Below are 20,381 nucleotides of genomic sequence, written 5' to 3' on the forward strand. Positions count from 1 at the left end.
AACGGTGCGATAACACAACGTTAACACAGGTTAATCCGCCGGGCAGTATTGGCGGCGTTGGCCCGAGCAGACAGACAGGCGATCCTACGTGACACGCATGAACCGTCCCAATTTGGGTGTATTCTTCTTTTTTGCGGTGGCCTTTGGGCTCAGCGCTTATTTCACTTTTGCCGCCATTCAGGGCGACTTTGGCCTGTTTCGCCGGGTGGAAATCGAAGCGGAAAGCGCCACATTACACGCCGATCTTAGCCGCCTGACGTCCGAGATCCGCCAGATGGAAAACCTGACCCATCGCCTGTCCGACGATTATCTCGATCTGGATTTGCTGGACGAACAGGCGCGCTCGGTTCTGGGTGTGGTACGCTCGGATGAGCTGGTTATTCGCTAATACCCCGATCTAAAGTCATCGATCACATCCAATAAAGTTGTGCCCGTGGGCTGTGCAACAAGCCATCCTTGACGGCAGCGGACGGCGTCCAGCCCGGACGACGATGACCGCTCCAAAATCTGCGGCTCTGGCTTTATTGGTTTCTTCACGCATCTTCGCCAAACACGGTGGCACAGGCTGAAATTGCCTGTGCTGTGGCAGCGGCATTTTCTTGCACAGGGCTAAGCGTTTGATTCCGATAGGCTTCCGCCCATCACCCTGGCGCAAAAGGCACAACCCTGAATTGCGATAACTTAGCGCTCGCCTCAGCAAGAAAAATGCTTTATCGGTTAGTTTAACACTAAACTATCTTGCCAAAAGGGGGAGCCCGCCACCATGGCCGCAAGAAAATCCACAGCGAAATCAAACGTCTCCGCTGACGAATTGAAAACCTACTATCGCGAAATGCTGTTGATCCGCCGATTCGAAGAAAAGGCCGGACAGCTTTATGGCATGGGTCTGATCGGTGGTTTCTGTCACCTCTATATCGGCCAGGAAGCCGTTGTTGTTGGTCTCGAAGCTGCTGCCGAAGAAGGCGATAAGCGAATTACCTCCTACCGCGATCACGGCCACATGCTGGCCTGTGGCATGGAACCAGGCGGCGTGATGGCCGAGCTGACCGGCCGCGAAGGTGGTCTGTCCAAAGGTAAAGGCGGCTCCATGCATATGTTCTCGAAAGAGAAGCATTTCTATGGCGGCCACGGCATCGTTGGCGCGCAGGTGCCGCTGGGTGCAGGTCTGGCTTTTGCCGACAAGTACAAAGGCAACGGTCGCGTGACGTTCACCTATTTTGGTGACGGTGCTGCAAACCAAGGCCAGGTTTATGAGACATACAATATGGCACAGCTCTGGGAGCTGCCGGTTGTCTTTGTGATCGAGAACAACCAATACGCCATGGGCACAAGTGTTCAGCGTTCGACCAAATCCCCCTCCCTGTGGGAGCGCGGCGCCGCTTATGGCATCGCAGGTGAAGCGGTCGACGGTATGAATGTTCTGACCGTCAAGGAAGCAGGCGAGCGCGCCGTGGCACACTGCCGCGCGGGCAAAGGGCCGTATATCCTTGAGGTGAACACCTATCGCTATCGTGGCCACTCCATGTCAGATCCGGCAAAATACCGGACCCGCGAAGAAGTGCAAAAGATGCGGTCCGAGCGTGACCCGATCGAGCAGGTGCGTGACATGCTGCTGACCGGCAAACATGCGTCCGAGGACGATCTGAAAGCGATCGACAAAGAAATCAAAGACATCGTCAACCAGGCGGCAGATTTTTCCAAGGAGAGCCCGGAACCGGCTCTGGAAGAACTGTGGACCGACATCTACGCCTGAGGAGAGAATAAGACATGGCAACTGAAATCCTGATGCCCGCCCTGTCGCCCACGATGGAAGAGGGCACATTGGCCAAATGGTTGGTCAAAGAAGGCGATACTGTAAACTCCGGCGACGTGATGGCGGAGATTGAAACCGACAAAGCGACGATGGAATTCGAAGCGGTTGACGAGGGCGTTGTTGGCGCCATCCTGATCGCCGAAGGGTCCGAGGGTGTAAAAGTGAACACGCCCATCGCAGTTCTGGTAGAAGACGGCGAAACCTACGATGCCTCGGCCGCACCTGCGCCTGCGGCGCGCGTAGAAGCACCGGTCGCAGAGGCACCTGCGGTGCCCGCAGCGCCCGTCGCTGCTGCCGCGGCTCCGGTTGCAGTGGTTGAGCTGACGCCTGACTATCCGGAAGGCACCGAGATGGTCAGCACCACCGTACGCGAAGCCCTGCGCGACGCGATGGCCGAAGAGATGCGCGGCGACGAAGACGTTTTCCTGATGGGCGAAGAAGTCGCCGAATATCAGGGCGCGTACAAGATCTCGCAAGGGATGCTGGACGAGTTCGGCCCCAAACGGGTGATCGACACGCCAATCACCGAGCATGGTTTTGCCGGGATCGCTACCGGTGCCGCCTTTGGTGGACTGCGCCCTATTGTTGAGTTCATGACGTTCAACTTTGCCATGCAGGCGATCGACCACCTGATCAACTCTGCCGCCAAGACATTGTATATGTCCGGTGGTCAGATGGGTGCGCCGATGGTCTTTCGTGGTCCAAACGGTGCCGCAGCCCGTGTGGGCGCACAGCACAGCCAGGACTATGCCGCATGGTACATGCAGGTTCCCGGCCTCAAAGTTGTGATGCCCTACTCTGCAGCGGATGCCAAAGGTCTGATGAAGACCGCCATCCGCGACAACAACCCGGTCATCTTCCTGGAAAACGAGATCCTCTATGGTAAGTCTTTTGACGTGCCAAAACTGGATGATTTCACCATTCCATTCGGCAAGGCCCGCATCTGGCGCGAAGGCACCGATGTGACCATCGTCTCCTTTGGCATCGGCATGACTTATGCTCTGGAAGCGGCGGATAAACTGGCCGAAGACGGTATCTCGGCTGAGGTGATCGACCTGCGGACCCTGCGTCCAATGGATCTGCCCACCGTGATCCAATCGGTCAAGAAAACCAACCGTCTGGTCACCGTCGAAGAAGGCTGGCCGCAGGGTTCTGTCGGCTCCTATATCGCCTCGGAAGTGATGCAGCAGGCGTTTGACTATCTGGACGCACCGGTTGTGACCTGCACCGGCAAGGACGTGCCTATGCCCTATGCCGCGAACCTCGAAAAACACGCGCTGATCACCACAGACGAAGTGGTCGCAGCGGTGAAACAAGTCACCTATCGGTAAAGCTCTATGAAAAAGCGTTGGCTGTTTCTCTTGGTTCCTTGTGTGTTCGGGGTTGGCTTTGCATCAGCAGAAGTCAAAGACGCGATGCACGGCGCAATGATGAATTCATACATCTCGGACCTAGAGAAACAGGCTGCTCGCTGCTCCGAAAAGGGAGAAAATTAAATGCCTATTGAAGTCCTCATGCCCGCCCTCTCTCCAACCATGGAAGAAGGCACCCTGGCGAAATGGCTCGTAAAGGAAGGCGACACTGTCGCCTCCGGCGACCTGATTGCCGAGATTGAAACCGACAAAGCCACCATGGAATTCGAAGCCGTGGACGAAGGCACCATCGGCAAGATCCTCGTCGCAGAAGGCGCGGAAGGGGTGAAAGTAAACACCCTGATCGCGGTCCTTCTGGAAGACGGTGAAAGCGCGGATGACATTGCCGCCGCCGGAACCGCGGCCCCTGCCGCAGCGGCTGCCGAGGAGGCACCTGTTGCCGCCGAGAAAGCCGCCGCACCGGCAGGTGCAACTCCTGCGCCAGCCGCACCTGCCGCCGCTGATGGCACGCGGATCTTTGCGTCGCCTCTGGCGCGTCGCATTGCGGCTGACAAAGGTCTCGACCTCAGCGCAATTGCAGGCTCCGGACCCCGCGGTCGTATCGTCAAAGCGGATGTTGAAAACGCAACCGCCGCGCCGAAACCAGCTGCTGCGCCCGCCGCTGCTGCACCGGCTCCGGCTGCTGCCGCCGCACCCACCGGCCCCTCGGCCGAGATGGTTGCCAAGATGTATGCCGATCGCGAGTTTGAGGAAATCAAGCTCGACGGTATGCGCAAAACCATCGCCGCACGTCTCTCTGAGGCCAAACAGACCATCCCGCATTTCTACCTGCGCCGTGACATCCAACTGGATGCGTTGCTCAAGTTCCGCTCCCAGCTGAACAAACAGCTCGAGGGCCGCGGTGTGAAGCTCTCGGTCAATGACTTCATCATCAAAGCGCTGGCCAATGCGCTGCAGGCCGTGCCTGCGGCAAATGCGGTCTGGGCCGGTGATCGGGTTCTGCAACTGAAACCGTCTGATGTGGCCGTCGCGGTCGCCATCGAAGGTGGCCTGTTCACCCCGGTTCTGCAGGACGCGGACATGAAGTCCCTGTCGGCCCTGTCGGTTGAGATGAAAGATCTGGCCAAACGTGCCCGTGATCGCAAACTGGCGCCCCATGAATACCAGGGCGGCTCCTTCGCGATTTCCAACCTCGGCATGTTTGGCATCGACAATTTCGACGCCATCGTGAACCCGCCCCACGCCGGTATTCTGGCCGTTGGTGCAGGCGTCAAAAAGCCGGTTGTTGGCGCGGATGGCGAATTGTCCGTGGCCACCGTCATGAGCGTCACCATGTCCGTTGACCACCGTGTCATCGACGGCGCCGTTGGTGCGGATCTGTTGAAAGCGATTGTCGACAACCTCGAAAACCCGATGGTCATGCTGGCGTAAAGCCTGCGCGAAATTGTCGCAAACATTCAAAAAACAAAAGTAAGGCCGGGCACAGTCCCGGCCTTTTTTGTGGCTAAACGTGGGGAAAACGCACCTGCCCCCACATTTTCACAAGCCGGGTTTTGGCTTTGTAACGGCCCCATGACAGTCCCTTCAAATTGAATAATGTTTTTATTTTGGAGTTTAGAAACTCTCAAGCACCGCAAATTTACAAGGGCCGCGGGAACCGAAACACAGCAGAGCGCATTATGAAACCGAAATCCCCTCCTCCACACAAACGTCGTCTGTTTCAGTCGATGAATTTTCGCATCGCGATCCTTGTCTCCACCTTCTCGATTATCGTCGCCTTGCCGGTGGCTATATTTGCAGAAATGGAAATGATCCGTATTTCGATGACCGCCACCCGCGACATGGAACGCGAACTCACCCAAATGGTCGCCAAAGAAGTCGCCCAACCCGTGCAGCTGGGTTTTTCCGGCACCGTCGATGACCGCGTCAACTACGTGGCGGAACGTGCCGGCAAAAGCTTTCAATACGCCCGCGTCACCAAATCAAATGGCGTCGTTATGAGCGAGAAAGGCGACAACACCGCCTTTGACTTTGCCGAACTCGAAGCCATGGAGCAGCGGGTCGCCGGTGATCTGACCCCTTGGATATCCGACGACGGGTTTCGCATGGTTTTTCCGGTCCTGTCTAAGAAAGGCGCGCTGCGCGGCACGTTGATCATGGTCTGGGATCCGGCTGCGACCTTTGCCGCGCTCAAAGAGGGGTTGATCAAGGAAACCGTGATTGGCCTCACCCTGCTTTTGGCCTCTTGTACTGTCTGCTTCCTGCTGCTGCGCCGCCTGCTGGGCCGCCCGCTGGAAGAGATTGGCGACAGCCTGCGTGCGATCACCGATGGCAATTACAACACGGAACTGGCCGCCAGCCGCCGCAAGGATGAGCTGGGCGAAATCGCCCATCGGGTGCAAAGCCTGCAGGTCACACTTAAACAGGGCCAGGACGCCGCCCGCGCCCGCGCCGCCGAGCAGAACCAACAAACCAAAGCCGTGGACGAGCTGCGCCAGGGTCTGGCGGCGCTGGCCAATCAGGACCTCGCCTACCGGATGGAGGCACCGCTGTCGGGCACCTATGAGCCGCTGCGGCAGGATTTCAATTCGGCCCTCGCCGCCATCGCTCAGATGATGACCCAGGTTCTGGGCACCGCCTCCGGTATCCTCAACCGCACGACCGAGATCCGCCAGGGCTCCGGCGATCTGTCGTCGCGCATTCACAGCCAATCGGACACGCTCGGCGATATTGCCGAGGGCATGGGACAGCTCACCCAATCGGTGGCAAACGCCGCCGACGGCGCGCGCGATGTGAATGGGATCGTGGGTGAAGCCGTGCAAGAAGCGCAGCACAATGCCGCCGTGGTCGAACTTGCAGTCTCCGCGATGGAAAGTATTGAGAACAGCGCCAGCCAGATTGCGACCATTATTGGCACCATCGATGACATTGCCTTCCAGACAAATCTGCTGGCGCTCAACGCCGGTGTCGAAGCCGCGCGCGCCGGTGAAGCAGGGGCCGGATTTGCGGTTGTCGCCTCGGAAGTGCGCGCGCTGGCCATGCGCACTTCACACGCCGCGGCCGAGATCAAGACCTTGATCACCGATGCCACCGCCCATATCGAAAACGGCGTCAGCGAGGTCAACAACACTGGCGCGGTTCTGCAGGATATCATTGCCCGGATGAGTGAGATCTCAACCCGTGTCAGCGCCTCAGCCGAAGGGTTTGTCAGCGACAGCACCGCACTGCAAGAACTCTCCGGTCGCATCAACGAGTTGGGCGCGCTCAGCCAGCAAAATGATGAGATCGTCTCGCAGAACACCCAATCGGTCGAGGTTCTGCGCAATGAGGCCGCGCGCCTTGATACGCTGGCCGGAGCGTTTCACCTGCCGGATGGCGCAGACACAGATCTCCGCGCGGCCTGAGCCAGGTCCGCCTAGTGTAAACTGACGCACAAAATGAAAAAGCCCCGCGCAAGCGAGGCTTGTTTTGCGTAACCTGATCGCCGCAAGGGCGTAAAATCAGCCGCCAGTACAGTCCGAGCTGACAACATGGTTCATGCTCACCGCTGGCTGACTGCAACCCGCCTCACCGACGATCTTGGCCGGAACGCCGGCCACGGTCTTGCACTCAGGCACTTCGGACAGAACCACCGAACCGGCAGCAATGCGCGAACAGTGACCTACTTTGATATTGCCCAGAACCTTGGCCCCAGCACCGATCAACACACCGTCGCCGATCTTGGGATGGCGGTCTTCTTCCTCTTTGCCGGTGCCACCCAGAGTGACCGAATGCAGCATCGAGACATTGTCGCCCACCACGGCCGTCTCACCGATAACAATCGAATGGGCGTGGTCGATCATAATGCCACGGCCGATTTTTGCCGCCGGGTGAATGTCGACACCAAAGATTTCCGAGATCCGCATCTGGAAGAAATAGGCCAGGTCATAATCGCCCTTCACCCACAGATGATGCGCCACCCGGTAGGCCTGCACGGCTTGGTAGCCTTTGAAATACAGGACCGGCTGCAACAGACGATGACAGGCCGGGTCGCGCTCATAGACTGCGCTCAGGTCTGCACGGGCGGCTTCCACCAGGGCGGGCTCGTCACGGTAGGCCTGGTCGACGACTTCCCGCAAGATCACCATTGACATCTCGTTGGAGCACAGCTTGGCCGCAATGCGGTAAGACAGCGCCTTGTTCAATGTGGTGTGGTGCAGGATACAGGCATGGATCAAGCCACCCATCAAAGGCTGCTTGCGAACGGCTTCCTCGGCCTCGGCGGTGATCTGATCCCAGACGGGATCAACAGTGCTCAGGGCGGTGCGCGTTTGGGACATCTCGGGCTCTCCTGCTGATGCGCTCATGCTAGCGATCTAACCCAAATACTACCAAACGCAATCCCGTGATGCGATCTATTTCACATATTGATGGGTCCTTGGGAGATTTTTCTCTTTTCACCTCAAAGGCTTTGAATTTTTGACCGGTCCAAGCGGGAGGGATTTCGCTTTGGGCTTTGCCCAAAGCGACCGGCGTGGCGCGCGCCACGCTTGGCCCAACGGCCCCCAAGCAGCTTGTCTGCGACCGGGGGTGGGCGGGAGCGCATGGCGAGATATCTGCGCGCACATCCGCCGATGTGTGTTGCTGTAAATTCTGTGCCAAAACCGCCAAAACCAATTGTGTCGCGGCAAGGTAGTCCGGGTCATCATAACTCGGCTCATCTGCCAGCTTGAACCGACGTGCAGCCGCACTGAGGGTGCCATCGCCCCATTTCGGATGCAGCTTGCGGGTTTGATCCACATGAGCGCGGGCCATCGCCGCGCCTGTAAAAATCTCACCACAACGCGCCCACCACCCGCCGCGATCGGTGGCGAGAAGCGCGCGCGCCACTGCACTGATATCGCCAGGTAGAACCGGACAACGCACCATCAGACCAAAGTGATCCGTGCCGTTGCACCAACGCCGACAAATGCAGAGATCTGCGCCGCCTCGACCACATCGCCAGCCGTCGCACCATCGACAACCTGCGCGGCGACCTCATAAGACCAAAGGGGCGTCGCGACCTCAGCCTCTCTCAGGATCTGATTGCCGCGCAGCAGGCGGATACGATAGGCCTCGCGCTCTTCGCCCACGGGCACCTCCGGCAGCTCCCAGTCATCGCCGCCAATGCGGGTGCGCCGGATCCAGCTGAATTCCAAATCCGATCCCAACACCCCACTGCAGCGCAGATGCACCGGAGCCAGCGGACGCAGGCCACGCCCCTCAAAGGCCTCGACCACATGCACGTACGATGGATCTTCATATCCCCGCCGGGCCGAGCCAATGCGAAAATGGCGCGCGATGCGGCGTTGATCGGGCGACAGTTCAATCTGCCCCGGAACCCCGTCTAATAGCACAACCCGACTGCCCACCGGCCACTCTGACGCCATCTCGGCCTCGCTCCCCGCCTGCCCGCGCAACCGCCCCCGCAACAGATAGGTCTGCGGCGCGATCAGCTCGGCCTCAGCGAATTGCAGAACCTCCCAGCCCCCCGGCGTGCCATCGCCAATCGCCAGCACATTTCCCCCGTTCAAGGCGGCAAGCGGGTCAATGCTTTGCACCCCACCGGAAAAGAACCGCACCTGCAGCGCAGGCCCCAGATCCCAGCGTCCGGGACGGGCGGCGGGCAGGATGCTCTCGGTCTCGCCCACGGTTGAGGCCGCCGCCAACACCTCTTGCAACGCGTAATCACTGTCCTGCGCCGCGCCGTATACCGCCACGGATCCGGGCCAAGGCGTGGCGGTGACCGCCAGATGCGGCGCATGTGGCACCTCGTCTCCGCGCAACAGGGGCAGATCCAGAAACAGCGGCAGCACAGGCACGGGCGGCGCAAAGCGGTTGATGCCCGGCAGATCCTCGGCCACTTGCGCGGGCGCATAGACCTCGGGCGCGATGCGCACCGCCTCAATCTCTTGCGCGGTGCCGATGGAGACGCGATCGATCCGGTAGAGCCCCGGCGCAGCACTTCCGGCATCCAGATCCAGCACATCCCCGGCGCCGAGATGCAGCAGCGACGGCGGTAGGCTGAGGGTCACGGTATCGCGCGCCACCCGAGCCTCTGCCAACCAACGTTCGACAGTCTGGCGCGCCTCGGCCCGGGTCAGCGCCAAGGGCAGCTCATTCTGGCTGACCGCATGGGTTGCCTCATCCGGCAGGACGGCTTCCTCGGACAAAAGCGCATGATCGCCGCCCCATTCGGAAAACCGCAACCGCACCCTGCCCGTCAGCTCTGCCTCACCATCGCGGCTGTCGGCGCGAACAGGCGTTCCATTCTCACCCAAGGCCATTTGGTCCTGCAAAACAACTGCGACTCCCTCACCCTGACGGCTGCGAAACTGCAAAACCCCGTCACGTTCAATCGCGTCAAACCCGTGCCGCAGCATCAAGGGTTGCAGCGCCGCGCGCGCCGGTCCCACATCGCGCAGCCCATAGCCACGCACCACCCCATAAAGATCGCGCGTATCCAGATCCGTCACCCCCGATGCGGTGCAGATCTCGCGCACCACCTCGGCCAGGGGACGCTGCCCGATACGCCCGTTCAGCCAATGCCCACGTGGGTAATTCTCCCCATCGCCCCAGACATCCACCGCATTGGGGAAGGCTGGAAAGGGTCGCGCATCCCAGGCCCAGACAAAGGCGCGGCTCATATCCAGCATTGCGTCGCCATAAATTGCTGAGGTCGGATTATGCTCGTCGGCGTTCCAATAGGAATACATGGCGCGCAGATATTGGATCTGGATCAGATCATCACGCTGCCCGTTGGAGAATTTGGGCAGCTGACTTTCCGAGCTTTTAGGATCCAGAAACTTGTTCGGTTGATTGGTGCCCTTGTCGATCGCCGCACAACCAAGTTCGGTGAACCAGATCGGTTTGGACTGTGGCACCCAATCGGTGGCCGCGGCTTGCCGCACACCGTCGATGCGATTGTGATGGCCGTTTTCCCACCAGCTGCGAATGTCCTTGTAGCGCCAGATCCAGGGTTCGTCATAGGCACCATCGGTAATGGGCGTGCGGCTTTGCGCCTCTGCTGCCGTGTCGGAATGATAGAACCAATCATAGCCCTCACCCCCGGCAACATTGCTGCGCAGATATTCCAGATCATAGATCGACGGCGCGCCCGCTGTGGCATCCAGATGCTGCGAACCCTCTCGCCAATCGGACAGGGGCATGTAATTGTCGATGCCGATAAAGTCGATCTCAGGATGGGCCCAAAGCGGGTCCAGGTGGAAACACCGGTCGCCCTCGGGGCTGGTATAGCCCCAGTATTCGCTCCAATCGGCGGCATAGCCCAGTTTGACATCCGCGCCGAGCAGGCTGCGCACATCCGCCACCAGATCGCGCAAGGCATCGACAAAGGGAAAGCCCGCAGCGCCCCGGATCTGGGTCAACGCCCGCAGTTCCGAGCCGATGCAGAAACTGTCCACCCCGCCAGCCGCCGCACAGAGCGCTGCGTAATGCAGGATAAACCGGCTAAAGCTCCACTCAGCAGGGCCGGTGTATGTGACCTCTCCGTCGCCAATGGTGAAATCACTGGCCCGCACGGTGCCGACAAAGGCTGCAACTTCAGCATCGGCCTGCGCCGTATGATCGGGCGAGCCCGCACGACCCGGTGCCACCGACAGGGTGATCCGCCCACGCCAGGGCAAATGCGCCTGGGTGTCAGCGTCACTCCAGGGATCGGGCAGCGGGTTGCCAAGGGTCTGATCCATCAGGATAAACGGATAAAACATCACCGCCTTGCCCTGCCCGTTCAGATGGCGGATCGCCTCGACCACCGCCGCATCAGCCGGGGTGCCGCCATAGATCGGTCGACCGCCGGCCTGTCCAATCACCGGTGCCGCCGCACGCATCATGCCCGACACCGACCAGGCCATGGAGCCGTCGACGTCACCTTGTTCCACCTTCGGCTCCAGACGACAGTCCGCACAACGCAGATCGCCGCCAAACCAACTGACCACCAGCGACACCGCATTGCACTGCGGCAGCTCTGCCGAAAGCGACGCGATTGAGGTCACAAGGTCGGTTTCCCCACTGTGAGAATGGCTGTTCACCGCCGCGTTTTCCCCGGCGGAATGTTGCAACCACACAGGTGAGGTCGCCAGCGCATATTCCCCGGTGCCCGGCACCAGTGCGACGCCCTGCACCAGTTGTGGCAGGTCCATATCAAAGGTTTCGCTGTCCCGTTGCGCGGCGCGCACCACCTCAAACGAGAACTGAGGGACGCGATTGCCGAACCGTTCCAGCTGCAGATCTTCAATCACCACATAGGCGGTGCCGCGATAGGCGGGCACTTGGTCTGCGCCCTCGACCGCCTCGATCAGCGGATCGGGCAGTTGGTCGCGGCTGCCGGGATACCAGCGCAGGTTCAGATCTTTGGGCGCAACCTCTTCGCCGTCGGCCCAGACGCGGGGGATGTCCAGCACCTCCCCCTCGCAGACTGCGATCGCCAGCGACACCGCATAGCTGTATTGGGTGACCGTTGGCTGTTTTGGCGCGCCTTTGCCGCTGCCGCCGCCGCTGGTGGTTGTGGTCTCCACAAAATCCGAGGCCCAGATCACCTGCCCGCCAACCCGCATCCGCCCATGCACATTTGAGATCGGGGTGCCCTCGCTCGCCTCGCTCAGGCGAAAGCGATCAACGCGGCCGGTTTCCACCGCCGCGCCGCCCCGCCCCAACAGGCGTTCGTCAATGGCCCGCCCAAGGGTTGCGCCCACCGCGCGGCCAATTACAGCCGTCGACAGGCCCAGAACCATGCCACCTGCCGCACCACCAATGGCCGCACCCGCCGCCGAAAGAAGGATCGTCGCCATCTGTCACTCCTGTTCTGTCTTGTGCTCGGGAAAGGCAAAGCGCGCCACGATGCGCCGTTGCCAAGGCGCGCTGAGCGCGCTTTCGACCACACCGTGGCCCTGATAGGCATGGATGAACCGCGCCTGCGCGCCGCAGTGTGTTTGCAGGCCCAGATGTTTGGCCACCGCACCGCTGCGCATCCGAAACAGGATCACATCGCCCGGTGCCGCTTGCCCCAACGGTTTGTCCAGCAGATGGCGGGTGGCCGCCTGCCACAGACGTTCCTCGCCCTGGGGTTCGGACCAGTCGCGGCTATAGGCAGGCGGAGCCTCGGGCGCGGCACCGTACAACGCGGTATAGACGCCGCGGATCAGGCCGAGGCAATCACAGCCCGCGCCACGCAGCGCGCTTTGATGCACATAGGGCGTGCCAAGCCAGCGGCGGGCTTCTTGGGCCGCGCGCACGCCGCTCATCTGCGGCTCCCGCCGGTATTGGCATGTTCGCGCCGGGGCACCGCAACCATCCAGTCTTCGCCGGGAATATCCGGGAACCCTTGGTAGTTGAGGATATTGTTGAACTTCAGCCGACAGGTTTCAAACCGCTTGTCACAGCCCGCCTCCAGACGCAGCAGATCACCGGGTTCAAGGGCCGCGCGCAGGGGTTCCCACAGGGTGACCTCGCGCGTTTTCTCGCGGGACAGATCGCGTTTGATCGCCCCCCATAACCCTGCGCCCACGCCCGTCACCACCCGCAAAACGCCACGGGTGAACCATTCGGGTTCAAACCCCGAAAGCGGCGCAAGGGTCACGGTCTGTGCGTTTTTAACAGCGACGACCGCCGCCTCAACCGCATAGCCCGGAGTGGTCAGATCAAACCCACAGGCGCTGTCGCCCAACACAGCTGTGCAGGGTTTTTGATAGATCCGCCCTTGGGGTTGGTTCAGTCGGTCGGTCAACCCGCGCAGCTCGGCCCGGAACTGGCCATCTTCGCGCGCGATCTCGCCGATGTAGCCGCGAAACTGCAACCAGCGCATATCGGGTGCGGCCCAATTGACCAGCCAGCTTTGCACCTCGGCCTCATCATACCGCCCGGCCTCAATATCCGCATCGGTGACGGCTGCGGCGGACAGCGCGCCCAAGGCCTCGCTGTTGTCCACCGACAGGCCGGTGGCCTGTTCCAACTGGCGTGCAGTCAACCCGGTGTCGGCGCGAAACGTCAGGCCGTCAAAGGTCAGATCGCAGTCATGGTCGGTAAAGCCCAACTGCTGCCCATCACGCCGGGTGATCGCCCAGGCCCGGCACAGCGTTGTGCTGCCCGTGGCCAGATGGGCGCGCAAGTCATCGGGTATCGCCATCACACACGCACCTCCACCACCGGAACATTGGGGGCTTCGCCGGCTTGGAAGGACGCAACGCTGGTCTGGATCCGGTCGGTGTCAAACCGCACCGGCACATCAAATTCGAAGCCCGCGACAACCTCGGTGCCGATTTCGGGTGCAAAGACAAATTGCACCCGCCCCAACGTGGTATCGAGGGAGTAATCCACCCCCTCGCGCAGCTCATCCTGGTTCAAGCCCACTTTGACCGTGCCTGCCACCGGTTTCGTTATGGGCCGGGCATAGCTGTTGGGGCCAGATGTATAGTGTTTCACCAGTTGAAACGCGCTGGTGATCCCGTCACCGGTGCCAATCACCTGGTCGCGAAACGTCACCTCGGCCGAGGCAACGGCGGATTTGTAATCCGACCAGTCTTTCCAGCGAAACCCGTTCACCTGCCCCTGACGGGCCTCAAAAAAGGCGATCAGCGTCTCAATATCCTCTAGCGCGCGCAGACCAAGCCCCGCGTCATAGCGGCGGCGCGAATGGGCCCAGGGGGTGTTGCGTTCCTCAAACCCATTGGCCAGCGTCACCACATCGGTGCGCCGCTCGGGGCCTCCGACCGAGCCAAAGCTGAGCGAGGCTGGAAATCTCACGTCGTGGAAGCTCATGGATTTCTCCCTTGTGTTACCGGTTGCGATTGCCACGGCTGAGCGCGCGCGACATTTGTGCGGCGATCTGGCCCTGGCTGCGTTGAAAGCTCTGCGCGTCTTGGGTCTGGATATTCATCACGATGGTCGGGCTGCTGCCGCCGCCAGCGCTGCGCACGCCGAGCGATCCATCCGCGCCGCGTGCCAGCGGCATGATCGCTTCGGGGCCGGCTTCGCCCATCAACCCGGTGCCGCCGCGCATGGGAAACTGGGTGGGGCCGGACACCACGCCGCCTCGGGCAAACGGTGTCACCCGTCCCTGGCTAAAGGCGGCGCCATCGGCAAAAGGCAGCAGGTTCCCCACCAGCCCTGCCAAACCGTCACTCAGCAGATTTCCGGCCTGATTTGCGACCGGGTTCACGGCGGCATTATAAGTGGTGCGGATCACGGATCGCGCAACAGTTTCAAGCGTTTCTGACAGGTTTCTCCCATCAAACACCAACCCGTCAAAGGCCCGGCGCAACCCGCGCGACAGGCCGCGTTCCAGCGTTTTGGCGTCCTCACCCGTGGCGGCCAACGCGGCGCGCACGCGGGACAGTTCACCATCAAAGGTGGCGGCCATCTGCGCCGCGCCGCCAAGGGAGTTCTCCAGCGCTTCAGCGCTCAATTCCAGCGCGGTGATGTCTTCCAGGGCCATGTCTCGCTCCTCTTATGGGGTTGGGGTCTTGCTCGGACCGTCCGGAAAAGCGCGCATCAGATCGCTGAGCCGGTCGCGATCCATCGGCGCAGGCGCAGCGGGCCCCAGCAGGAGCCGCAGCTCAGCCGGGGTCAGCGCCCAGAACGCATCCGGCGACAGGCCAAGGCCCGCGATGCCCGCCCGCATCATGGCCGGCCAATCAAAACCAGCCTCCGCGGTCATTGAGGCCCCGCAAAGGCACGCGCCAGCAGTTGCGCGGCGGCACGAGTGGCGGCCATCGGCCCGCCTGCGATCTCAGCCGAGGCAAGCTCAGCCGCTGTGATTGCCGAGCCACCGCCGCGTAGGCCCGCCAGCAACAGCCCCATCAAATCGCGTGAGGAAAACCCATTGTTTTCAAATCGCTGCACAAGGGAGATAAGGCTACCCTCGCCCAGGCTTTCCTCCAACTCCGCAAGCGCGCCGAGGGTCAAGCGCATCACCTGCGCATCACCGTTGAGGATCAGCGCCACCTCGCCGCGATAGGGGTTGACCGGGGTTTCCATCACGCGGCCTCAAACGTCAGGGCACCGGCGCTGGCGAGGCTCAGCTCATAGGTGGCCTCACCATTGTGGGAGCCTGCATATTCAAGCGACGTCACCTGAAAGGCACCTTGGACGGTTCCAAAGTCTGGGATAACCACCTGAAAGGACGGAACTTCTCCGTCAAAGAACAGCTGGCGCGCGCGGGCATCGGTATTGGCGTCACGAAACACCCCAGAGCCCGAGATCGCGGCAGAGCGCACACCGGCCCCCGCCAACAGTTCGCGCCAGCCGCCCTGGCTTTCGAGGCTTGTAATATCAACGGTTTCCGCGTTGAAACTGATGCGGGTGGCACGCAGTCCTGCCAGGGTTTCAAAGAATCCGTCGCCGGTCATATCCACCTTGATCAAAAGGTCTTTGCCGTTTTGGGCTGCCATGTCTCGTCTCCTTGGGGCTCATCCGCCAAAGCGGGGTGAAATTCATGGTTAACAGATGGTTAAGGGGTCGCGTTTACGTCATCCACATGCACCCGGAACCGAAGGCTGACTTCGCGCCCGCCAGATTTCAGCGACCGCGCTACCGCCCGGTCAAACCAGCGCCCCGTCACCGCACCGCGCGCCAGTGTCAAAGGGGATGACAAGAGCGCGTCGCAAATGTCGCCGGCCACCTGTTTGGCCCCGGCAAAACCGGCGCTGTCACTGATCACCCGCAACGTCATCAGGTAGAGCGCGGCCTGGGTGCCTTGATCGGAGCGATCGCGGGCTTCTTCGGTGCCGATCAGCACATAGACCGGCGGCAAGGCACCGCTGGGCAGCGCGTCATAGATATGGCCGGATGTAGATGCAAAAACCGCGCTATCTGATTGTAACGTCATATAAATCGCAGCCTGCAAGGCGGCAGAGGTTGCATAGCTCATAGCGCCACCTCCTCAACTGCGAAACAGGTGAGGTATCGCCCCAGCGCGTCTGCTTCGGCGACCGCGTGGATCAGAAAACGGCGGTTGCCTTCCAGCAGATATTGGTCCGGGCGGGGGCGTTCGGGGCTGCCTTCGGGGGCGGCGCGCAGGGTGATGCGATAGCGTTGCAATGACAGCGCCGCGCCGTTTTGGGCAGTGTTGCGCCCGGTCAAGGCGCGGACCTCGGCCCAAAGCTCCCCGATCGGGGTTTCGACCTCCTTGTAGCCACCCGCACCATCGGCGGTGCGTTCAGGAGCAACCAGAGTCAGCAAACGGTTCAGGTTCACGGGTTTCATGCGCGTCCCCCCAATGCGAGGCGCAGCACCCGGTGGCGTTCAATCAGGGAGGTGACACCAAAGGGCATGCAGCCCCGGTGCAGTCCGGTGTCGTCGCGGTGTTCATAGTAATGCGCCGCCAGCATCATCACCGCCTGCACCAAATCCGCCGCCAACGCGTCAAACCCCGTTGCCAGTCCGGCGGTGAACTCAACCCGCATATGGCCGCCGACAGGAATGCTGGGAAGACAGACACTTGTCGGACGCAATTGCGCGACCTGGGCGTCACTGTTGAGGGTGTAAAGGCCCGCGTCCAACAGGGTCTCGCCCCCGTCGCGGTCCACGGACACCAGCACCGTCACGGCTGTCACCGGCACCAAAGGCAGCGCCAGAACCGAAGGGTCACGCCAGCGGTTGACGTTCAGCGTATAATCACGCGTGATCAGCACTTTGCCGATGCGGGTTTCAATGGCGGCCAGGCTTGCGCGCAGAAACCCAAGCAAGAGCGCATCCTGCAGGCTTTCGGTGCCAAAACCGCGCCCCAGTCGCAAATGGGCCTTGAAAGCATCAAGCGGCAAGGCCGCGTCTGGTATCTGGGTGCGTTCTGTCACGATCATCGCGTTCATCTCCGCAGGCGGGCGTTGGCGTTTCGGGTGGGGTTTAAGGTCGGCGCGCACCACTTGCGGTGCCTGGACGGTTGGGTGCAGCAAGGCGGCGCAATATGGGCGATGCGCACCGACCGACGGAGACGGGCTGCCGCCCCCGTCATTCGGGCCTCATGGTCGGATCACGAGGTGCCGAATTTCAGCAGTTTGATCGCCGCAAAATCGCTGACGTCGCCGCCGACGCGTTTGGTGGCATAAAACAGCACATGCGGCTTGGCGCTGAAGGGGTCGCGCAGCACCCGCAGGTCGGGGCGTTCGGCGATGGTGTAGCCGCTGGCAAAATCGCCAAAGGCAATGGAATAGCTGTTGGAGCCCACATCAGGCATGTCCTCGGCAATCAACACCGGGTAGCCGAGCAGCATCGCAGGCTCACCGGCCGCTAGCCCATCGGTCCACAGGAAGCGGCCATCGCCGTCCTTGAGCTTGCGCACGTGGCCTGCGGTTTTGGAGTTCATCACAAATGCCCCATTGGCGCGGTATTGTGCCCCCAGCGCATAGACCAGATCGATGATCGGATCACCGCTGTCCAAAAGGCCGTTGGTCCCGGTGACCACATAGCCCAGGTTGCCCCAGCTCCAACTGTCGTTTTCGGTGACCGGATGGGTCAGGAAGCCGGTGGGTTTGTCGATGCCGTCGCCGTTCACAAAGGCCTCGGCCTCGGCGCGGGCAAAGGTGGTGGCGATGCGGCCGGCCAGCCAGCCCTCAATCTCAAACGCGCTGTCGTCCAGCAAACGCTGAGAGACCTTGGGCAGTGCCGACAGCTCATGCAGCGGGATGGAAATGCGTTCGATGGTGCCGGTTGTGGTCTCGGACGCATTTGCGGTCTCGGACGCCCAGCCAGAGCCCATCTCGGCGTGGTCGACCAGCACATCATAAGACGTGGCCTCAACATGAACCACGGAGGCAATCGAGCGGACAGAAGCGGAGGTCGCCAGAACCGCATTCACGCTCTCGGACGTTACGGGATCCACCAGATAGCCGCCATCGGTATTGACGGCCGTCGACAGCGCTTTGGTGTCAAATTCCAGCCCGCGCATGGCGGCGTCATCGCCGGTGCGTAGATAGGTGTCAAAGGCCTTTTGGTGCGGCGCTTCGACATCGGCGGTGGTGGCCAGCTGAGGGCGGGCAATGTGCTGTGCAGTCTGGCGAGTGGTTCGGTCCAACATGGTCATACGCTCATCTTGTTGTTGCAGTTTATTTTTCACTTCGCTTTGCAAGGTGCTGATTTGGTTCACAAACCCATTCAGCGCTTGATGCAGGTCATGGTCGGTCACGTCAGTCATCGGCGGTCTCCTTCACAAGGTTTCGCGTTGCAGCTGCTGGGTCGCCTGGCGCAAAGCCTGCGCCAGAACATGCAGGTTTTCGGTCCGTTCGGATTTCTGCGCGGGGCGCACGCGGGCGGTGGGCAACATGGGAAATGTCACCAGCGAGACCTCCCACAGGTCCAGCTCCAACAGCTGGCGGCCGCCACTATCGTTGCGCGCGCTTTTGGTGGTGCGATAGCCGATCGACAGACCATCCAGCGCGCCGGCGGCGATCAGGGCTGCGGCCTCGGCCCCTTGGCGGGTTTCGGTGAGGATCCGGCCGGAAACATACAGGCCCGTGGCGTCCTCGCGTAGCTCATCCCAGATGCCAATCGGCTGGGTCGGATCGTGTTGCCACAGCATTTTCACCCGGCGCCCCTGCGCGGCCAGCCGCTCTAGCGCCCCAGTGTAGGCGCCGGGCATGACCTGATCGCCGCCCTGGTCGACCTCACCAAACCGGGAGGCATACCCTTGGATCCGCGCGCCTTCCGTCAGGGTGATCGGCGCGGGGTTTTCGGCAAATTTGACTTCTAGTTGCGGCTCGATATGCATCAACTTCTCCGGTTAACCAGTTGTTAAGGAACGATCATGAAGGACTGCGCCGCCTGGGCGAGGATCACGGCCGCAACGCCGTAAACCGTGAGCCAGAGACGTTTTTCCAGCCGTTCCATCATCATCTCGATCCGATCCAGACGCCGGTTCAGCGCCTCCTGCTGGATCTGATAGATCCGCTCATGGGCCGACAGGCGCAGCCCCGGTGAACAGTCAAAGGCGCTGTAGGGTCCATCAGCCATCGGCGTGCTCCTGCATCTTGGGTGGCAGGCCCAGAAGATGGCGTTTTTCCGCATCGGTCAGGAAATCGGCAGCTGAAATGCGCCGCCACTGCGCCTCGCGTTCGGTAGCCAAGGCGGGTACTTGGTCAAGGTCGGGCGCAAGGGTCAGCGGCGTGCCCATATAGCGCGACAGCCAATCCGACAGATCCGCCGTCACCCGCGTGGCCAGCGGCAGCACGGTCAGCCGGTAAAAGGCGCGGTTGGCTTCCTGGTAGTTGGCATAGGTCGCATCCCCCTTGATCCCCATCAGCATCGGCGGCACCCCAAATGCGAGGGCGATTTCGCGGGCAGCGGAATCTTTGGTGGCCTGAAACTCCATATCAGAGGGTGAGAACCCCATCGGTTTCCAGTCCAGCCCTCCTTCCAGCACCATGGGCCGGCCGGCATTGCGCGCCCCTTGGAAGCTTTCAGCGATCTCATCCGACAGGCGGCGAAACTGTTCCTCGCTCAAGGTGCCAAGCGCGTCAGAGCCGTTCCAGACCAAGGCTCCCGACGGGCGCGCGGCATTGTCCAGCAAGGACTTTGACCAGCGCGAGGCGGAGTTGTGCACATCCACCGCCATGGCAGCGGCCTGCAGCGGGGAGAACCCGTAGTGGTCGTCCTGGGGGTGGAAATTGCGGATATGACAGATCGGAGAGATCGCGCCAGTGGCCGCAAACCGGTGCTTGCGCCCGCCCACCGCATATTCATAGGCCTGCGGCCAGCCGTCACTGCCCGGCACCACCCGCATCCGGTCCGAGCGCAGCACGTGCAGCTCTCCCGGCAGATCACTGGCAAGGTCATCCGCCATCGCCGCCGCCTCAACATAGGCATTGCCGGACAGCAGAAGATGTCCATAGAGCGCTTCCAGAAATTCGGCGCGCCCCTGTGCGGTATTGGGCCGGGTGATGAGGGCGAGCATCGGGTGGCTGTCATAACGGCGTGTGCTGTCTTGTAGGGTCAAGGGCAGCGCGGCGGCGGCCTCCGCGATCAGTTTGACGGCGCGAAAACCGACCGGATTGGCGGCAAAGCCTGCGCGGGTCAGAGTGGCCGTGTCACGGGGGCTCCAGGCGGCCTGGGCGCTGGTGGTCCTATTGACAAGACGCGCGGCGGCGCTGGCCTTGGTCTCCACCGTTGGGGCAGGTTTGGGTGCGCCAGATGGGGGACGGCGCAGACGATCAAACAGCATGGGTGGG

22 protein-coding genes are annotated in these 20,381 nt (G+C 61.5%); 5 read left to right on the forward strand and 17 right to left on the reverse strand.

Annotated elements, in window-relative coordinates:
* Window positions 1-88 precede the first annotated feature (88 nt).
* The 5 genes from KMP13_RS01170 (at window position 89) to KMP13_RS01190 (ending at window position 6,590) form a co-directional block, all read left to right on the forward strand.
* Complete coding sequence (locus tag KMP13_RS01170) at window positions 89-388, forward strand: FtsB family cell division protein (RefSeq protein WP_215263605.1); 300 nt, start codon at window positions 89-91, stop codon at window positions 386-388.
* 375 nt (window positions 389-763) lie between these two features.
* Window positions 764-1,753, forward strand: a complete 990-nt coding sequence (pdhA, locus tag KMP13_RS01175) for a pyruvate dehydrogenase (acetyl-transferring) E1 component subunit alpha (RefSeq protein WP_215263606.1) — start codon at window positions 764-766, stop codon at window positions 1,751-1,753.
* Between the two features lie 14 nt (window positions 1,754-1,767).
* A complete protein-coding gene (locus KMP13_RS01180) occupies window positions 1,768-3,144 on the forward strand; it encodes a pyruvate dehydrogenase complex E1 component subunit beta (RefSeq protein ID WP_215263607.1) in 1,377 nt (458 codons plus the stop codon).
* A gap of 165 nt (window positions 3,145-3,309) precedes the next feature.
* On the forward strand, window positions 3,310-4,617 hold the full coding sequence (locus KMP13_RS01185) for a pyruvate dehydrogenase complex dihydrolipoamide acetyltransferase (protein ID WP_215263608.1): 1,308 nt from the start codon (window positions 3,310-3,312) through the stop codon (window positions 4,615-4,617).
* Window positions 4,618-4,865: 248 nt separating this feature from the next.
* Window positions 4,866-6,590 (forward strand): methyl-accepting chemotaxis protein, encoded by a 1,725-nt coding sequence (locus KMP13_RS01190; RefSeq protein WP_215263609.1) that lies wholly within the window; start codon window positions 4,866-4,868, stop codon window positions 6,588-6,590.
* Between the two features lie 96 nt (window positions 6,591-6,686).
* Here KMP13_RS01190 and cysE read toward each other — a convergent pair whose 3' ends face one another.
* The 17 genes from cysE to KMP13_RS01275 all read right to left on the reverse strand — a co-directional run bounded on the left by cysE (window position 6,687) and on the right by KMP13_RS01275 (window position 20,374).
* Window positions 6,687-7,505, reverse strand: a complete 819-nt coding sequence (gene cysE / locus KMP13_RS01195) for a serine O-acetyltransferase (RefSeq protein WP_215263610.1) — start codon at window positions 7,503-7,505, stop codon at window positions 6,687-6,689.
* Window positions 7,506-7,533: 28 nt separating this feature from the next.
* Entirely contained in the window at window positions 7,534-8,094 is a 561-nt protein-coding gene (locus tag KMP13_RS20315) for a DUF7742 family protein (RefSeq protein ID WP_435370324.1), read from the reverse strand.
* A complete protein-coding gene (locus KMP13_RS01205) occupies window positions 8,094-12,014 on the reverse strand; it encodes a baseplate multidomain protein megatron (RefSeq protein WP_215263611.1) in 3,921 nt (1,306 codons plus the stop codon). The genes KMP13_RS20315 and KMP13_RS01205 overlap by 1 nt, the downstream gene beginning before the upstream one ends.
* A gap of 3 nt (window positions 12,015-12,017) precedes the next feature.
* Window positions 12,018-12,467, reverse strand: a complete 450-nt coding sequence (locus tag KMP13_RS01210) for an NlpC/P60 family protein (RefSeq protein ID WP_215263612.1) — start codon at window positions 12,465-12,467, stop codon at window positions 12,018-12,020.
* Window positions 12,464-13,348: a DUF2163 domain-containing protein gene (locus KMP13_RS01215; RefSeq protein ID WP_215263613.1), complete on the reverse strand. Its 885-nt coding sequence runs from the start codon at window positions 13,346-13,348 to the stop codon at window positions 12,464-12,466. Before KMP13_RS01215 ends, KMP13_RS01210 begins: the two co-directional genes overlap by 4 nt.
* Window positions 13,348-13,980, reverse strand: a complete 633-nt coding sequence (locus KMP13_RS01220; protein ID WP_215263614.1) for a DUF2460 domain-containing protein — start codon at window positions 13,978-13,980, stop codon at window positions 13,348-13,350. The genes KMP13_RS01215 and KMP13_RS01220 overlap by 1 nt, the downstream gene beginning before the upstream one ends.
* Before the next feature lie 16 nt (window positions 13,981-13,996).
* Window positions 13,997-14,656, reverse strand: a complete 660-nt coding sequence (locus KMP13_RS01225) for a phage tail tape measure protein (protein ID WP_215263615.1) — start codon at window positions 14,654-14,656, stop codon at window positions 13,997-13,999.
* A gap of 12 nt (window positions 14,657-14,668) precedes the next feature.
* Window positions 14,669-14,878 carry a rcc01693 family protein gene (locus KMP13_RS01230; RefSeq protein ID WP_215263616.1) on the reverse strand — a complete coding sequence of 70 codons (210 nt, stop codon included), beginning with the start codon at window positions 14,876-14,878 and terminating at the stop codon, window positions 14,669-14,671.
* Window positions 14,875-15,198: a gene transfer agent family protein gene (locus tag KMP13_RS01235; RefSeq protein ID WP_215263617.1), complete on the reverse strand. Its 324-nt coding sequence runs from the start codon at window positions 15,196-15,198 to the stop codon at window positions 14,875-14,877. Before KMP13_RS01235 ends, KMP13_RS01230 begins: the two co-directional genes overlap by 4 nt.
* Window positions 15,198-15,611: a phage major tail protein, TP901-1 family gene (locus KMP13_RS01240; RefSeq protein ID WP_215263619.1), complete on the reverse strand. Its 414-nt coding sequence runs from the start codon at window positions 15,609-15,611 to the stop codon at window positions 15,198-15,200. The genes KMP13_RS01235 and KMP13_RS01240 overlap by 1 nt, the downstream gene beginning before the upstream one ends.
* A gap of 59 nt (window positions 15,612-15,670) precedes the next feature.
* On the reverse strand, window positions 15,671-16,090 hold the full coding sequence (locus tag KMP13_RS01245) for a DUF3168 domain-containing protein (RefSeq protein ID WP_215263621.1): 420 nt from the start codon (window positions 16,088-16,090) through the stop codon (window positions 15,671-15,673).
* The gene (locus tag KMP13_RS01250; RefSeq protein WP_215263622.1) at window positions 16,087-16,425 is read right to left on the reverse strand and encodes a head-tail adaptor protein; all 339 of its coding nucleotides are present in this window, start codon (window positions 16,423-16,425) and stop codon (window positions 16,087-16,089) included. The genes KMP13_RS01245 and KMP13_RS01250 overlap by 4 nt, the downstream gene beginning before the upstream one ends.
* Window positions 16,422-17,021: a head-tail connector protein gene (locus tag KMP13_RS01255; RefSeq protein WP_215263623.1), complete on the reverse strand. Its 600-nt coding sequence runs from the start codon at window positions 17,019-17,021 to the stop codon at window positions 16,422-16,424. The genes KMP13_RS01250 and KMP13_RS01255 overlap by 4 nt, the downstream gene beginning before the upstream one ends.
* Window positions 17,022-17,191: 170 nt before the next feature.
* Window positions 17,192-18,352, reverse strand: a complete 1,161-nt coding sequence (locus KMP13_RS01260; protein ID WP_215263625.1) for a phage major capsid protein — start codon at window positions 18,350-18,352, stop codon at window positions 17,192-17,194.
* 12 nt (window positions 18,353-18,364) lie between these two features.
* Window positions 18,365-18,925 (reverse strand): HK97 family phage prohead protease, encoded by a 561-nt coding sequence (locus KMP13_RS01265; protein ID WP_215263627.1) that lies wholly within the window; start codon window positions 18,923-18,925, stop codon window positions 18,365-18,367.
* Window positions 18,926-18,948: 23 nt separating this feature from the next.
* Window positions 18,949-19,167: a GTA head formation protein, RCAP_rcc01685 family gene (locus KMP13_RS01270; RefSeq protein WP_215263629.1), complete on the reverse strand. Its 219-nt coding sequence runs from the start codon at window positions 19,165-19,167 to the stop codon at window positions 18,949-18,951.
* Window positions 19,160-20,374: a phage portal protein gene (locus KMP13_RS01275; RefSeq protein ID WP_215263630.1), complete on the reverse strand. Its 1,215-nt coding sequence runs from the start codon at window positions 20,372-20,374 to the stop codon at window positions 19,160-19,162. Before KMP13_RS01275 ends, KMP13_RS01270 begins: the two co-directional genes overlap by 8 nt.
* Between the last annotated feature and the right edge of the window lie 7 nt (window positions 20,375-20,381).

The organism is Epibacterium ulvae (assembly GCF_018678075.1).
Classification (GTDB): domain Bacteria; phylum Pseudomonadota; class Alphaproteobacteria; order Rhodobacterales; family Rhodobacteraceae; genus Epibacterium; species Epibacterium ulvae_A.